Consider the following 13,892-nt stretch of genomic DNA (forward strand, 5'->3'; position numbering starts at 1 on the left):
GCGCGATTCGATGGTGCTCAGGCGCGCTCGGAATATTCCATCGTCTCGGTGTTGACGACGATGTCCTCGTCCTGGCCCACGAACGGCGGCACCATGACCTTCACACCATTGTCGAGGACGGCAGGCTTGAAGCTGTTGGCAGCGGTCTGGCCCTTCACCACCGGCTCCGTCTCGACGACCTTGCAGACGACCTTCTGCGGCAGCGTCGCGTTCAGCGCCTCAGCCTCGTAATACTCGATCTGGATCGTCATGCCGTCCTGCAGGAACGGACGCCGCTCGCCGAGAATCTCGGCCGGAAGTTCGATCTGCTCGTAGGTTTCACTGTCCATGAACGTCAGCATTCCGTCCTGTTCGTAGAGGAATTGCTGGTCCTTCTGTTCGAGCCGAACGCGGTCGACCTTGTCCGCCGACCGAAACCGTTCGTTGAGCTTCGAACCGTTCCTGAGGTTGCGCAATTCAACCTGAGCGAAAGCGCCGCCCTTGCCGGGTTTCACATGGTCGACCTTCACAGCAGCCCAGAGCCCGCCGTTGTGATCGAGCACGTTGCCCGGCCTGATCTCGTTTCCGTTGATTTTTGCCATGTGTCCGAACCGTGACGATTGGTTGATGAAATGTTGACGGACCCTATATCTATCCCCTCGGGAGCGCGCAACATAGCCTATCTCGCGGTCCGAGCCCTCGACCCATGCGCGATGCGCATATGTGGTATTCTGTTTTGGGGTGCCAAACTGCGGCGTGATGGTCCATAAGACCCCTCATGCCGGAATTGCAAGAATAACAAGGATCGTCAAATGACCGACTTCGTTGACGGAACCGCATTCAACCATGAGCAGGGCAACCGCGCGCGCAAGCTTTTTGCCGCCGTGGTCCTCGCCGCGCTGGACGATGCGATCGCCGATGACAAGAAATACGGCAATGGCCCGGAGCAGATCGCTCGTTGGGCTCGCTCGCGCGATGGGCGCGAAGTTCTGAGTTGTGCGGGCATCGACCCGAATGAGCGTGTGGTCGAAGGCCTCATGGGATTTGTCGGCAAGGGCGTACGGACTTCCGTGGCGCTCAGCCGCGAGGAAAGCGAGCGGCGCAACGCCGCGCAGGCCGAAGCCGCCTGATTCACCTTCGCTTCAACGTGAAGGCAGAGAGCGCCGCGGATCTTTCCACGGCGCTTTTTTTGTCGTCGTCTTCTTCAGCCCAAACGGCGAGCTCAAACCGCCATCACGGTCAGTCGAGATCGCCCGCAGCAATTGCCCGCATGATCTCGCGTCGGACGAGACGACGCATGTTCCGCGTGATCCTCTCCCCCATCGCGCCCTGCAATTCCTCGCGAACGAGATCCGAAACCATATCGCGCAGAGCATTTTCGTCGATCGCGGTCACGTCTTGGCGTGCGCGGCCTTGACCGGAACCATGTTCCATGGCTGATCCCGTTTCACGGGCGGATTGGGCAGCGACCACCGCCTCCAGCTCCGCGATGCGATCCTCGAGGCTGCGCTGGTCCGGGGCCGCCTCGTTCGCCGGTTCTGTCAGGACGAGTGGCCCTTCCTCTGAAACGCGCTGATCGGATGTCAGCACGAGTCGCGGAAGCGTCTTCTCCGAAACCAGTCTGCGGATCGAATGGAGGACGCTTTCGATGTCGGTCTGACCGGCTGGATCGGACATGGACTTCCCTCGTGGATCTGGCCGCGAGCGAACCCGGCCCGGTAGCGACGGAACCCGCTTCGCGTCAGTTCCGGCCGATCGCGCGCAGGATGGAATCGAGCTTTTCACCCTGCGGAGAGACTTCACGCAGCGGGGCGTTTCGCACGGCATTGTAATAGGCTTCCGGGTCATAGGTAACCACGGGAAGATCGAGATGTTCGACCGTCATGAGCCCCATCCCGGAGAGGAGCTGATACGCGGCGTTGATCTCGGAGATCTGGGCCGAGATGAGGTTCGCCCGGGCGTCCTGCAGATCCTGCTCGGCGTCGAGGATGTCGAGCGTCGTACGCGTGCCGAACCGCACCTCTTCCTGAACCGATTCGAAGGCGAGCCGCGCGGCTGATACCTCGAGCCCGCCGGCTTCGATCCGTGCGCGGGCCACCTCGAGCAGCGCCCAGGCCTGCGCAACCTGCTGCAGCACGTTGTCGGTCGCAATATGGAGGTCGGCAAAGGATTCGTCGCGGTTCGCGATCGCCTGCCGATACAGCGAACTCAATCGCCCGCCGGTGTAGATCGGTCCGCTCATCTGCACGCCAACCGACGCGCTTTCTTCGAAATCGTCGGCGACGTTAAGGTTCGCGCTGCCGCTGATCGAGGGCCGGAACGACGCCTTGGCCTGCGAAACGTTGAGTTCGGATACGGTCACCAGACGCATGGCCCGCAGGATGTCGGGATGCGATTTGCGCGCGACGTCCTGCGCGGCGGCAAGCGTGGCAGGCAGCGGCGGAAGGTTCCGAATTTCGGCGAGCGCGCCTGGAAGTTGACCCACGAAGCGCACGTAATTCGCCCGGGCCTGCTCCAGATCGCCGAGGGCGGCAGCAAGACCGGATCGCGCCGACGCCAGGCCGGCTTCGGCGACGGACACGTCGGTACGGGTCACCTCGCCCACCTCGAACCGGTCGCGCGCGGCGCGCAACTGCTCGGAGATGAGCTCGACGTTGCTTTCGCGAAGGTTCACGAATGCGATGGATTCGCGCACGCCCAGATACGCCTGCACGGCATTCAGGAGGACCTGCTGCTCGGCCCCGATCAGCCCCTGCCGCGTGGCAAGAACCGACTCGCGGGCGATATCGGTACCGAGCCGTGTTGCTCCTCCATCCCAGAGCAGGAGCTCGGCAGAGATACCGATGGTGGAGGTGGTGTTCGCGTCGTCGCCGATCCGGGTGTCAGGCGTGATCTGCATGCCGTTCGCCGATTGCCCAGGCACAGTCCGATCGTTCGGAAATGTCCAGGTGCGACGTATATTCGCGGAGTAGCTGACGATCGGGCGCAACTGCGAGAGCGCCTGCGCGACGTTTTCGTCCGCGGCCCGCAGGACGGCACGGTTCTTCTCCAGAAGTCCGGCATGGCGATAAGCCAGAACGAGCGCGTCGCCGAGCGTTTCGGCCTGGGCGCTCGCCGTCGCGGCAAGCGTGCCCAATGCCAGGGCGCTCGCGCGCAGAAGGCGACCCGCGGCCCTCACAACGTGAACTCCCGCGTGCGTTCGTAGCCCGGAAGCACCGGAGCCGAAGCGTTGAATGCATAGCGCCAGTGGATGCGGCCATCGACCTTGCGGCCGATCCGTGCAGTGCCGAGCTCACGTTCCATGAAGATGCAGCAGATGCGGCCATTCTCGGCAAGCTGGTCCACGATCGTATCGGGCAGGACTTCGATACCACCCTGAATCACGATCACGTCGAACGGCGCATATTCCGGGGCACCCTCGTTGAGCGCGCCTTCGTTGATGGCGGCATTGTCGATCCCCGCCTCGGCAAGCGCCGCTTGCGCCTCCGTCACGTAGGCCGGCACCGGCTCCACCGCGACGACGGCCTGCGAGAGCCTCGCGAGGATCGCGCTCGAATATCCCATACCGGGACCGATATCGAGCACGAGATCCTCGGGCGTCACGTCGAGCGCATCGCAGAGCTTTGCAAGCGTGCGCGGATCGAGGATCACGCGCCGACTGTCGAGCGGCAGATGCTCACCGCTATAGGCCGCCTCGCGCAGGGCCTGAGGAACGAACAGCTCGCGTGGAACGTCGAGCATCGCGTCGATGATCGGAAATTCCGTGACGTCGGAAGGTCGCACCTGCGTGTCGACCATCATGATGCGGCGTCTGGTATAATCGGCCATCGGCTAAACTCGTCCGTTCATTTCTTGCCTTCCCCGGAAGTGCCACAGGTGCGGCCCGCTGGCAACGCCGATATGCCGGCTCATCTCGCGGGCAGCAGAAGCGAGGCATCTCCGTAGCTGAAGAAGCGGTAATTCGCCGCGATCGCATGGGCATAGATCTGACGGATCTCCTCCAGCCCGAGGAAGGCCGAGACGAGCATCATCAGCGTGGATCTGGGCAGGTGGAAATTCGTCATGAGCCCGTCGGCGATGCGGAATTCGAAGCCCGGCCGGATGAATATGTCTGTATCGCCGCTCCATGCCGCGATCTCGCCCGGCGCGGTCGCGGCCGTCTCTATGAGCCGCAGGGCGGTGGTGCCGACGGCGACGATCCGGCCGCCGGCCGCCCGCGTGGCCATGATCTCGGCCGCCGCAGCCTCGCTCACCTCGCCCCATTCGGCATGCATCCGATGCTGCGACACGTCGTCCACCTTCACGGGCAGGAAGGTTCCCGCGCCGACGTGGAGCGTCACGTGGGTGAGGTCCACACCGCGGGCGGCGAGCGCAGCCATGAGTTCGGCATCGAAATGAAGCGACGCGGTCGGCGCCGCGACGGCCCCTTTTCGCGCAGCCCAGATCGTCTGGTAATCCTCTCGGTCCTGCGCATCGGCGGCGCGTTTGGCCGCGATATAGGGTGGCAGCGGCATGGCACCGGCTTCGGCGAGCGCGGCATCGAAATCGTCGCCCGTGACGTTGAACCGAAGATTGGCCGTACCCTCCTGCCGACCTTCGACTTCGGCGGAAAGCGCGTCGGAGAAGACGATCGTCTCCCCGTTCCGCACCTTCCTCAGGGGCTTCAGCAAGGCGGACCATGTCCCGTCCGCCTGCGGCTCGAGCAGCGTCGCCTCGATCCGGGCCTCCGACGGTCCCGCGTCACCGATGCGTCGGCGCAGCCCCGAAAGCCGGGCGGGGATCACCCTCGTGTCGTTGAGGATCAGCCTGTCGCCGGGCCTAAGCCAATCGGGCAGGTCGAAAACGTGGGCATCGATGATGGAGGAGCCTTCTGCCACCAGCATCCTTGCCGACGAGCGTGGTCGCGCAGGCCTGACCGCAATCCGGTCATCTGGCAGGTCGAAGTCGAAATCCGAAAGTCGCATCGTCAGTTCTCCGCACGTGTGGGTGCCGGACGGCGAAAGATATCGCGAAACATTCCCGGCGTCAGGATCGAGAGCGGATTGACCCCGACCTGTGGATCGGAGACGGCTCCCCGCAATGTGAAGTTCACGCCGAACAGCCCCTCTCCCGGTCGGGTGAGCCCGGCACCCACGCGGTTCAGCACATAGATTGGCGAGACGACGCCCTGCATGTCCATCCTCTTGGTTTCCGGGTCGAAGAGGCCATCCATCGACAGGCCCAGCGCGTTGCCGACCGCCGAGGAGCGGTAAAGCGTGATCCGCCCCGGGCTCAAGCGGAAATCGGCCGTCACCTCGTCGAAGGGAATGCCCTGACCGCGCAGTTGCTCGACAAGACCCACGCCCGATATCGCGCTCAGAAGCTTCGCCATAGCGGGCGCGTTCCTCAGACGCGGCCCCGTGACGGCGACCTCGCCGTCATAGACGCCTTGTCCCTCCGCCGGTCTGAGCGTGAGGTCGAGCGCGCCGCCGGTCACGTTCTCGAAGAAACCCGCATCCCGCAACACCGCGCCTGCATCGCGCGAGGTCACTTGGATCTTCGGGCCGTTCGCCGATTGCGACAACGTACCTGAGATAGGCGCCCCGCCATTCACCCCGCCGCGGAATTGTCCGGAAAGCCCCCGGCCCGCGGCGATCTCTCCCGCGAAATCGTCGAGCGCCAGCGTATCCGTAACCCGCAAACGGTCGAGCCTCAGCTCAATCGGACCGTGCGCGCCCCCGTTTCCGCCACCGCCACCGAGCTCCGCACGGCGGATGTCGATCTCGCCACCGCTCACGCTGATCGCGGGCGACGCTCCCTCCCCTCGCGAGCGAAGCGTGACCGCCCCGTCGAGCCAACCGCCGAGCCGTACGCGGTCGAGCTCCAGCGCCTCGAATCGAGGGCCGGGGGCAAGTCGTACCCGACCACGCGCGTCGAGACCCGGAGCGTCGAGGGAGAGGGTGTCGATCCGTGGAGGAGACCCGAGCGTCATCGCAAGATCGAACTCCGCCGCCCGTTCCACGGCCTTCGACCATGCGACGGCCGGAATGCTGAGACCAAGCCCGACGAGATCCGAGGTGAGCTCCATCCGCGGCGGCACATCCGGTGCGAGGGTCAGATCCATCCGCGCCGTTCCCCGCCCCGACAGGAATCCCTCTGGCAGTGACACGCCGAAAGCACCGAGCGCGTCCGGAGACACCTCGATCTCGCCCTCGACCGATCCGTGTCCGCGATCGTCGCCCACGAGCTGTTGAGCCCAGCTTCCGTCGAACCCCACGCCATCAAGCGTCGCACGTCCCTCGCCCGAGAGCCTGTAATCCTCGAACGCGACCTCCATTCGGTCTGCCCGCAGGTTGCGCCCCTCGACGATGCGCTCGGACGAGAGGTCGTGGATCGTGGCGTCCGCTTCGATATCGATGTCCTCGGGTCGATTGCCCGGCTGCAGGACGAGGTCGATCCGCGCGCGCCCCTCGATCCTGCCGCTTGCGAGATCGGCGTCGCGGCCCCCGCGGCTCAAAAGGCTCATGGGCGGTCTGTCCAAGATCGCCAGAAGCGCGCCGAGGGGGCCATCCGCGCGAATGTCGATCTCGGCGGGGTTGGGCTTGATGCGCCCGTCGGGGATCGTGAAGGTCGTGCCGGCCATCCTCAACGTACCGCGATCGGGCGCGACCATTTCGCCCTCTTCCACCAGAATAGCGAGGCGATGATCGACGAGCGAACCGATCCCCGCTCCGTTCGTCACCGGCGGCAATCCATTCATCACCCTTACCTTCGCATCGCGGAAGCCGAAGGTGAGGTTCAGCTGCGGCTTGTCGAAGTCGGGCCTGTGGCGCAGCGCGAGGACCGCATTCTCGGCCGTTCCGGCAAGGACGTTCTCGTCGAGCCATCTCCGTGCATTGGGCGCGACCGGCAGCGGCCAGAGCTCCAGCAGACGCTCGATGCCGACGGCACCGGCTTCGCCATCGACGGAGACGGTCCATCCGCCCGCCTCGGGGGCCGCGCGGCCGGACAACGTGAGATCACGTCCCGCCCCCCCGAGCGCGGGCAGGTCGAGCGCGCCGATCTCGATCGACAGGGGATCGACCCGCAGCCGCATGTCGAGCTGGCCGCTGTCGATCCGCACGGGATCGGCGAATATCTCAGGCGCATCGAATGCGACCTCCTCGATCGTGAGCTGCCCGAGAAGCGCGCGGGGAAAACCATCCGTTCCGATTTCTGAGAGATAGGCATGGCCGCTAACCCGGCCCTGCCCCAGCGCGCCTCTAACGGATATCTCGTCGAAATTCAGGCGGCTTCGATCGGGATCGAACCCGAAATAGGCCTTCGCCCGATCGAACTCGATGGGCTCGGCCCCGGCCCGCGTGGCGACCGTTCCCGCCCCGATCTCGAACGTACCGGCAAGATCGCCCAGAGCGCCGTCCCCCGACACCTCCGCGCGCAGCGATCCCGAAAGCGGGGCCTCGAGCACGCCGAGGAAGGCCAGCGCGGGGCTTTGAAGGGCGATATCGTCCGAGCGGATCCCGTCGAGCTCGACCTGAGCCACGGTGTCCCTGCCGGGTCCGCCCGTGCGAATATCCGCCGCGATCCGCCCAAGTGCGTCGGTTCCGTTGAAGATATCGGCCGATACCGACAGGCCGAGGCCGGGCGACCTGCGCCGCGCAAGGATGCGGGCACCGCTCAACTGCCAGATCCGCGCGCTGCGCGCATCCTCGACGGTGACGCTTGCCCTTTCGAGCGTCACGCGCGTTATCCGGTCAAGCGGTGCGGTTGCGAGTCCCTCGTCGATTGCGGCCAGAAGGCCTCCGATCCCGCCCTCGAACCGACGCCCGCCGCCGCCGAAGGCAAGCTCGAACACCCCCTCGGCATCGCGACGGAGCGTGATCGTCGCACCCGCAATATCGAGCGAGCGCGGTGCGAGCCGGCCACGGATCGCTGCAAGCGGATCAAGGGCGAGCTCGGTCTCGGCCAGCTGCGCGACGGTCTGCCCGCCCGGAAGTCTGAACCGCAACCTCTCGATCCGAAGCAGCGGAACGAACCCTTCGGCAAGCCCGACAGAGATCTGCCCAAGGTCGATGTCGACATTCGGCGTCGCCTCATCGAGCCTCGTTTCGATCCGGCGGCCGAGATCGGCCGGCAGGACGATCCGCTCCTCCCCCGAACCGAAGATCGCCACTCCGGCCAGTACCGCCGCAACGAAACCCAGAACCAGCGTCCAGGCCCCGGCATGGGCATGGCCTAGCCATCCGCGTCTGCGCCGCGCCGAAGCCCTCATGACGATCCGCCTGCTTTCATGATCCCCTTATCGCCGCGACGACCGGCGCTGCCCAGAGTGCGTACGGCCCGCTGGATCACGAAAGGTCGAGTCCCGCCGCGTATCCGCATCGGATCGGGATGTTGCCGCTTCTTCCTCGCCCGCCTATCGAGAACGACAGGTCCGAAAACGCAAGGAGATGCGACATGACTATGGTCGACCAGCAGGCCCCAGATTTCACCCTGCCCCGCGACGGCGGTGGCGAAGTGACGCTTTCCACCTTCGAAGGTCCGGTCGTGCTCTACTTCTATCCGCGCGACGACACCTCTGGCTGCACGACCGAAGCGCTCGACTTCTCCCAGGCGAAAGAGGCATTCGACCGGCAGGGAGTGACGATCCTCGGTGTCAGCAAGGACAGCGTGGCGAAGCACGACAAGTTCCGGGACAAGCACGGGATCGGCGTGGCACTCCTGAGCGACGAGCACGGCGACGTCTGCGAACGGTACGGCGTCTGGGTCGAAAAGAAGATGTACGGCAAGACTCATATGGGAATCGAACGCTCGACATTCCTGATCGATGCCTCGGGCACGATTCTGCGCGAATGGCGCAAGGTGAAAGTCCCCGGACATGTCGAGGAGGTCCTCGATGCCGCCACCAACTCGCCCAGGGCGGGCGCGAAGTCTTAACGGCTTTCGCACTGGGCGCATCCGATTCCTTTGTCCTCCCGTACGAATGTCGCCTATCGATTCCGCCGTCTTCGGCGGGATCACGCCGATTCCCCAACTGCAAATGGAACCTGTGCCGACCTCGGGGCAAAAATCTTGCGGTGTGACATTCAGGTTGCTAGGCACCCTCAAGCCTAGACGGTCCGTTGGGGAGCGGGCGCTGCCAGAATGACAGCAAAGGGACATGTTTTGACTGCTTCAACGCCAAACCCGATCGGCCGTGCGCTCGCACGCGCCTTTCCCGAAAAGCGACTCTTCCTGCGGTCGAACACGGACACCAGATACGTCCGGCTCAGCCCCTCCACCCAGTGCTTCGCGCTGACCGGAATAGCCGCGGTCTGCGGCTGGACCATCATCGCCTCCGCCGTCCTTCTGATGGATTCGATCGGATCCGGTCACGAACGCGATCAGGCCGCCCGAGAGCAGATGGTCTACGAAGCGCGTCTCAACGCCATGTCGATCGAACGCGACACCGCCCTGCGCGAGGCCGCCGACGCCCATGAGCGCTTCAACGCCGCGCTGCGCCAGGTCAGCACGATGCAGAGCGAGCTTCTCGCCTCCGAAACCCGCGCCGCCGAGCTCGATCGCGGGATGGAGGCAACCTACGGCAAGCTGCGCGACGCCGTGGCCGAACGCGACGCGGCACGCGACAAGGTCGAGACGCTGAACGCGCAGCTCGACGGATCCGGCGACGAGGGCTACGACCTCGCCCGGCTCGGCGACATGGAGCAGACGCTCGACCTTCTCACGGCCGCGCTCAGCGCTGCCTCCGGACAACGCGACGCCATGGCCCTCGAAGCCGAGGAAGCCGAGGATTTCGCCGAGGAGATGATCTTCGAGGCGCGCCTCAAGCAGGATCGCAACGACCGCATCTTCACTCAACTCGAAGAGGCGCTGACGGTCTCGGTCTCGCCGCTCGACGACATGTTCAAGAGCGCCGGCCTTGATCCCGACAACCTTCTGAACCAGGTGCGTCGCGGCTATTCCGGTCAAGGCGGCCCGCTGACGCCGATTTCCTTCTCGACCAAGGGATCCATGCCGGATGCCGAAGGTCTGCGCGCGAACGGGATTCTCGAGAAACTCGACCGGATGAATCTCTACCGGATCGCCGCGCAGAAGACGCCCTTCGCGCTGCCCATCAAGGGTTCCTTCCGCTTCACCAGCGGCTTCGGCCCGCGCTGGGGACGGATGCATAACGGCACCGATTTCGCGGCCTCGCATGGGACGCCGATCTATTCGACGGCCGACGGCGTCGTGACCCATGCGGGTCGGATGTCCGGCTACGGGATTCTCGTGAAGATCCAGCATGAATTCGGCATCGAGACACGCTATGCCCACATGTCCCAGGCACGGGTCAAAGTGGGGCAAAGGGTATCGCGCGGTGAGCGGATCGGTGATATGGGCAATACCGGACGCTCGACCGGCACGCACCTGCACTACGAGGTGCGCGTGGGCGGCAACCCCGTCAATCCGATGACCTACATCAAGGCAGCGCAAGATGTTTTCTAAGAGCAAGATCAACGAGCCCGGCCCGAAACAGGGCGGCGAGGCCGTGTCCAGATCCACCAGCGAGAGTTCCATGAACGCACCGAAGACGAACACCGACGCGCCATCCTCGGCCTCAAAGGCCAAACCCCCGGCATCGATCCTTTCCTCGGACCTGACGGTCAAAGGCAACCTCAAGACGACCGGCGACATCCAGATCGAAGGCAATATCGAAGGCGATATCCGGGCGCATCTGCTGACCGTGGGCGAAGGTGCCACCGTCAAGGGCGAAGTCATGGCTGACGACGTCGTGGTCAACGGCCGCGTCGTCGGTCGCGTGCGCGGCCTGAAGGTACGGCTGACCTCGACCGCGCGTGTCGAAGGCGACATCATCCACAAGACCATCGCAATCGAAAGCGGGGCACATTTCGAAGGCTCCGTCGCACGTCGCGACGATCCGCTAAACACCAACAGCGGCAATGGCGGCGCTGCACGACAGGCGACGTCCGGTGCGTCGAGCCAGTCCACGGGGTCGAGCGCTGCCTCCTCCGCGGCTTCGCATTCGGCCAGCCCCGCAGCCTCGGAAGGCTGATCGCAGCCCCATCGGTCGGAGCGACCTGAATTTCTAAAGGGCACGTAGCGGTGACGCACGTGCCCTTTTTCGTCGGAGAGAAGGTTGTAATGATACCGACGGCCCCTCAGCGCTCGGAGCTGATCTTCGAATAGCCATTCTGTCCATCGTTACGCGAGTGTTACCTCGGCAACCTAGACCTCGTCCCATGCCAAACCGGATGGCGGGTGACGACCGGAGCATGCTGCAATGACGGGATATGAGAAAGGTGCGAAAGAGGTCTTCCGCGCATTTCTCAAACTCGGACTGACCTCGTTCGGCGGGCCGATCGCGCATCTGGGCTATTTCCGGGACGAGTTCGTCACCCGCCGGGGCTGGCTCGACGATTGCGCCTATGCGGATCTTGTCGCGCTCTGCCAGTTCCTTCCCGGACCGGCATCGAGCCAAGTGGGGTTCGCGCTGGGGCTGATGCGGGCAGGCTGGATCGGGGCCCTTACGGCCTTCGCGGCCTTCACCCTGCCCTCCGCGCTGATCCTGATGGGTTTCGCCACAAGCGTCGGCAGCATTTCGGGTCCGGTCGGCACTGGCGCACTCGATGGGCTGAAGATCGTCGCCGTCGCCATCGTCGCGCAGGCTGTGGTCGGAATGGCACGAACTCTCTGTCCCGACAGGGAGCGCGCGGCAATTGCCGTCGGTGCGGTAGTCGTGCTGGCCTTCATCCCCGGTGCGACCGGGATGATCGCAGCCATCGCCCTCGGGGCCTTTGGGGGCCTCGTCCTCAAGCAAGGTGGAAACAAGAAGGCGGGCCTTCCAGTCGCGATGCCGGTCCGCCGCTCTCACGCAGTGACCTGCCTTGCGGCTTTTGGCATTCTTCTGTTCGCCTTGCCGCTCGTCGCGCACTTATCTCAGGGCCTTGCCGTCGTGGACAGCTTCTACCGGGCCGGTGCGCTTGTGTTCGGGGGCGGGCATGTCGTGCTGCCGTTGCTCGAAGCGGAAACGATTGCACCGGGATGGGTGACGCCCGATGCATTCCTCGCCGGATACGGTGCCGCACAGGCCGTGCCGGGACCACTCTTTACATTCGCCGCCTATCTGGGCGCGGTCCTCGGGCCTGAGCCGAACGGGCTCGTGGGTGCTGTAATCGCACTCGTCGCACTTTTCCTCCCCGGCTTCCTGATCCTGTCGGGAACCCTGCCCTTCTGGGATCGCGTGCGGACGATGCCCCGCGCGCAATCTCTGATGCGGGGGACAAACGCCGCTGTCGTGGGAATTCTCGCAGCCGCGCTTTATTCCCCCGTTTTCACCAGCGCGATCGGAGACATGCGGGATTTCGCGCTTGCGTTGCTCTGCTTCGTGCTGCTCGTTGCATGGAGAATGCCACCCTGGGCGGTGGTACTCGTCGCTGCGTTCGGCGGTGTGGGGCAGACACTCGCCCGGTGACGCTGTTCACCCGGACCGAACCACCTCACCATCCTCTTTCGTGAACGGCCCGATGTCACGATCGAGTAGCTCCAATACGCGCTCCGACGGTCGGCAGAGGCGCGTTCCCTTACGGCTTTGCACGATCGGTCGGTTGATCAGGATCGGATCCGCAATCATGGCATCGATCAAATCGTCGTCTGTCAGCGCCGGATCGCCAAGCCCCAGTGCATCGTAAGGCGTCCCCTTCCGGCGAAGCAGATCCCGCGTCCCAAGCCCCATCGCGGCGATCAGCTCCACGAGGCGTTCACGCGACGGCGGCGTTTCCAGGTAGAGAACCACCTTCGGCTCCACACCCGACGCCCGGATCATGGCGAGCGTGTTGCGAGAGGTTCCGCAGGCGGGGTTGTGATAAATGGTGATCATGCAACCTCCGGAAATCTGGCGCGGGTTCGGTTGGCGAATGCGACAAGCGACAGCATCACCGGAACCTCGACGAGCACTCCCACCACAGTCGCGAGCGCCGCGCCTGAATTGAGTCCGAAAAGGCTGATCGCGACGGCGACCGCAAGCTCGAAGAAATTCGACGTGCCGATCATGGCGCAGGGGGCGGCTATACGGTGCGGCACCTTCATCGCCCATGCGGCACCATAGGCCAGAGCGAATATTCCGTAGCTCTGGATGAGGATCGGCACGGCGATGAGCGCGATGACCAGAGGCCGGTCGAGGATCACGCTACCCTGCAACCCGAAGAGGATCGCAACGGTGGCGATCAGGCCGATGGCGGAGACCGGCTTCACCCGCGCGGTGAAGGCGTCGATACGGCTTTGCGATCCGAGCACCGCCCGCGTCGCCAGTCCCGCAAGAAGCGGCATCAGCACGTAGAGCAGCGTGGCGAGTACGAGGGTTTCCCAAGGCACGGAGATTTCCGTCACGCCGAGGAGGAAGGCCACGATTGGCGCGAAAGCCACGATCATGATGAGATCGTTCACCGAGACCTGCACCAGGGTATAGGTCTCGTCGCCCCGCGTGAGCTGCGACCAGACGAACACCATCGCCGTGCAGGGCGCGGCCCCGAGCAGGATCAGCCCCGCAACATACTGGGCGGCATCGTCAGGCGCGATAAACGGCGCGAAGACCACTTCGAAGAAAAGAACGGCGAGCCCTGCCATGGTGAACGGCTTGATCAGCCAATTGATGACCAGCGTGAGGACGAGCCCTTTCGGCTGGCGTGCCACCTGACTCACCGAACCAAAATCGACCCCGACCATCATCGGATAGACCATCGCCCAGATCAGGACCGCGACGACGAGGTTGATGGACGCGACCTCTGCCGCGGCGACAGCCTCGAAAAGACCGGGGGCCAGCGACCCGAGTGCAAGCCCCGCCAGAATGGCGAGCGCCACCCAGAGCGAAAGCAACCGCTCGAAACTGCCCATGGGGGACGGCGCGGATGCGGTCGTATCTGTCATTTTCAGTCGGT

13 protein-coding genes are annotated in these 13,892 nt (G+C 64.5%); 5 read left to right on the forward strand and 8 right to left on the reverse strand.

From position 1 onward, the window contains the following. Nucleotides 1-17 precede the first annotated feature (17 nt). The gene (gene efp / locus RVY76_RS08780) at nucleotides 18-581 is read right to left on the reverse strand and encodes an elongation factor P (protein ID WP_317373500.1); all 564 of its coding nucleotides are present in this window, start codon (nucleotides 579-581) and stop codon (nucleotides 18-20) included. A gap of 210 nt (nucleotides 582-791) precedes the next feature. Here efp and RVY76_RS08785 point away from each other — a divergent pair, with 210 nt between their 5' ends. Next, complete coding sequence (locus tag RVY76_RS08785) at nucleotides 792-1,109, forward strand: DUF6280 family protein (RefSeq protein WP_317373501.1); 318 nt, start codon at nucleotides 792-794, stop codon at nucleotides 1,107-1,109. 109 nt (nucleotides 1,110-1,218) lie between these two features. Here RVY76_RS08785 and RVY76_RS08790 read toward each other — a convergent pair whose 3' ends face one another. The 5 genes from RVY76_RS08790 to RVY76_RS08810 all read right to left on the reverse strand — a co-directional run bounded on the left by RVY76_RS08790 (nucleotide 1,219) and on the right by RVY76_RS08810 (nucleotide 8,230). Then, entirely contained in the window at nucleotides 1,219-1,656 is a 438-nt protein-coding gene (locus tag RVY76_RS08790; protein WP_317373502.1) for a hypothetical protein, read from the reverse strand. 64 nt (nucleotides 1,657-1,720) lie between these two features. Beyond that, nucleotides 1,721-3,157, reverse strand: coding sequence for a TolC family outer membrane protein (locus tag RVY76_RS08795; protein ID WP_317373503.1), 1,437 nt, complete (start codon nucleotides 3,155-3,157; stop codon nucleotides 1,721-1,723). Continuing rightward, nucleotides 3,154-3,807 carry a protein-L-isoaspartate O-methyltransferase gene (locus RVY76_RS08800; protein ID WP_317373504.1) on the reverse strand — a complete coding sequence of 218 codons (654 nt, stop codon included), beginning with the start codon at nucleotides 3,805-3,807 and terminating at the stop codon, nucleotides 3,154-3,156. Before RVY76_RS08800 ends, RVY76_RS08795 begins: the two co-directional genes overlap by 4 nt. 80 nt (nucleotides 3,808-3,887) lie before the next feature. Beyond that, nucleotides 3,888-4,943, reverse strand: a complete 1,056-nt coding sequence (gene queA, locus RVY76_RS08805; protein WP_317373505.1) for a tRNA preQ1(34) S-adenosylmethionine ribosyltransferase-isomerase QueA — start codon at nucleotides 4,941-4,943, stop codon at nucleotides 3,888-3,890. Between the two features lie 2 nt (nucleotides 4,944-4,945). Then, nucleotides 4,946-8,230 carry a DUF3971 domain-containing protein gene (locus RVY76_RS08810; protein WP_317373506.1) on the reverse strand — a complete coding sequence of 1,095 codons (3,285 nt, stop codon included), beginning with the start codon at nucleotides 8,228-8,230 and terminating at the stop codon, nucleotides 4,946-4,948. Between the two features lie 185 nt (nucleotides 8,231-8,415). On the opposite strand from RVY76_RS08810, the gene RVY76_RS08815 reads away from it, so the two are divergent. The 4 genes from RVY76_RS08815 (at nucleotide 8,416) to chrA (ending at nucleotide 12,430) form a co-directional block, all read left to right on the forward strand. Next, on the forward strand, nucleotides 8,416-8,895 hold the full coding sequence (locus RVY76_RS08815; RefSeq protein ID WP_317373507.1) for a peroxiredoxin: 480 nt from the start codon (nucleotides 8,416-8,418) through the stop codon (nucleotides 8,893-8,895). Between the two features lie 228 nt (nucleotides 8,896-9,123). Beyond that, nucleotides 9,124-10,443, forward strand: a complete 1,320-nt coding sequence (locus RVY76_RS08820) for a DUF5930 domain-containing protein (RefSeq protein ID WP_317373508.1) — start codon at nucleotides 9,124-9,126, stop codon at nucleotides 10,441-10,443. Then, nucleotides 10,433-11,011, forward strand: coding sequence for a polymer-forming cytoskeletal protein (locus RVY76_RS08825; RefSeq protein ID WP_317373509.1), 579 nt, complete (start codon nucleotides 10,433-10,435; stop codon nucleotides 11,009-11,011). The genes RVY76_RS08820 and RVY76_RS08825 overlap by 11 nt, the downstream gene beginning before the upstream one ends. Before the next feature lie 228 nt (nucleotides 11,012-11,239). Next, nucleotides 11,240-12,430, forward strand: a complete 1,191-nt coding sequence (gene chrA, locus RVY76_RS08830; RefSeq protein WP_317373510.1) for a chromate efflux transporter — start codon at nucleotides 11,240-11,242, stop codon at nucleotides 12,428-12,430. A 6-nt stretch (nucleotides 12,431-12,436) separates the two neighbouring features. On the opposite strand, the gene arsC is transcribed toward chrA, so the two are convergent. Together arsC and arsB are read right to left on the reverse strand one after the other, a co-directional pair. After that, the gene (gene arsC, locus RVY76_RS08835) at nucleotides 12,437-12,835 is read right to left on the reverse strand and encodes an arsenate reductase (glutaredoxin) (protein ID WP_317373511.1); all 399 of its coding nucleotides are present in this window, start codon (nucleotides 12,833-12,835) and stop codon (nucleotides 12,437-12,439) included. Beyond that, nucleotides 12,832-13,881 carry an ACR3 family arsenite efflux transporter gene (gene arsB, locus RVY76_RS08840; RefSeq protein WP_317373512.1) on the reverse strand — a complete coding sequence of 350 codons (1,050 nt, stop codon included), beginning with the start codon at nucleotides 13,879-13,881 and terminating at the stop codon, nucleotides 12,832-12,834. Before arsB ends, arsC begins: the two co-directional genes overlap by 4 nt. Between the last annotated feature and the right edge of the window lie 11 nt (nucleotides 13,882-13,892).

The sequence above is a fragment of the Palleronia sp. LCG004 genome, from assembly GCF_032931615.1.
Classification (GTDB): domain Bacteria; phylum Pseudomonadota; class Alphaproteobacteria; order Rhodobacterales; family Rhodobacteraceae; genus Palleronia.

What these genes read in the sequence shown, in the direction of transcription:
- RVY76_RS08810 (WP_317373506.1), bottom strand. Translation starts at nt 8,230, where the DNA reads ATGAGGGCTTCGGCGCGGCGCAGACGCGGATGGCTAGGCCATGCCCAT.
- chrA (WP_317373510.1), top strand. Translation starts at nt 11,240, where the DNA reads ATGACGGGATATGAGAAAGGTGCGAAAGAGGTCTTCCGCGCATTTCTC.
- RVY76_RS08785 (WP_317373501.1), top strand. Translation starts at nt 792, where the DNA reads ATGACCGACTTCGTTGACGGAACCGCATTCAACCATGAGCAGGGCAAC.
- RVY76_RS08825 (WP_317373509.1), top strand. Translation starts at nt 10,433, where the DNA reads ATGTTTTCTAAGAGCAAGATCAACGAGCCCGGCCCGAAACAGGGCGGC.
- RVY76_RS08815 (WP_317373507.1), top strand. Translation starts at nt 8,416, where the DNA reads ATGACTATGGTCGACCAGCAGGCCCCAGATTTCACCCTGCCCCGCGAC.
- RVY76_RS08800 (WP_317373504.1), bottom strand. Translation starts at nt 3,807, where the DNA reads ATGGCCGATTATACCAGACGCCGCATCATGATGGTCGACACGCAGGTG.
- efp (WP_317373500.1), bottom strand. Translation starts at nt 581, where the DNA reads ATGGCAAAAATCAACGGAAACGAGATCAGGCCGGGCAACGTGCTCGAT.
- arsB (WP_317373512.1), bottom strand. Translation starts at nt 13,881, where the DNA reads ATGACAGATACGACCGCATCCGCGCCGTCCCCCATGGGCAGTTTCGAG.
- RVY76_RS08790 (WP_317373502.1), bottom strand. Translation starts at nt 1,656, where the DNA reads ATGTCCGATCCAGCCGGTCAGACCGACATCGAAAGCGTCCTCCATTCG.
- queA (WP_317373505.1), bottom strand. Translation starts at nt 4,943, where the DNA reads ATGCGACTTTCGGATTTCGACTTCGACCTGCCAGATGACCGGATTGCG.
- arsC (WP_317373511.1), bottom strand. Translation starts at nt 12,835, where the DNA reads ATGATCACCATTTATCACAACCCCGCCTGCGGAACCTCTCGCAACACG.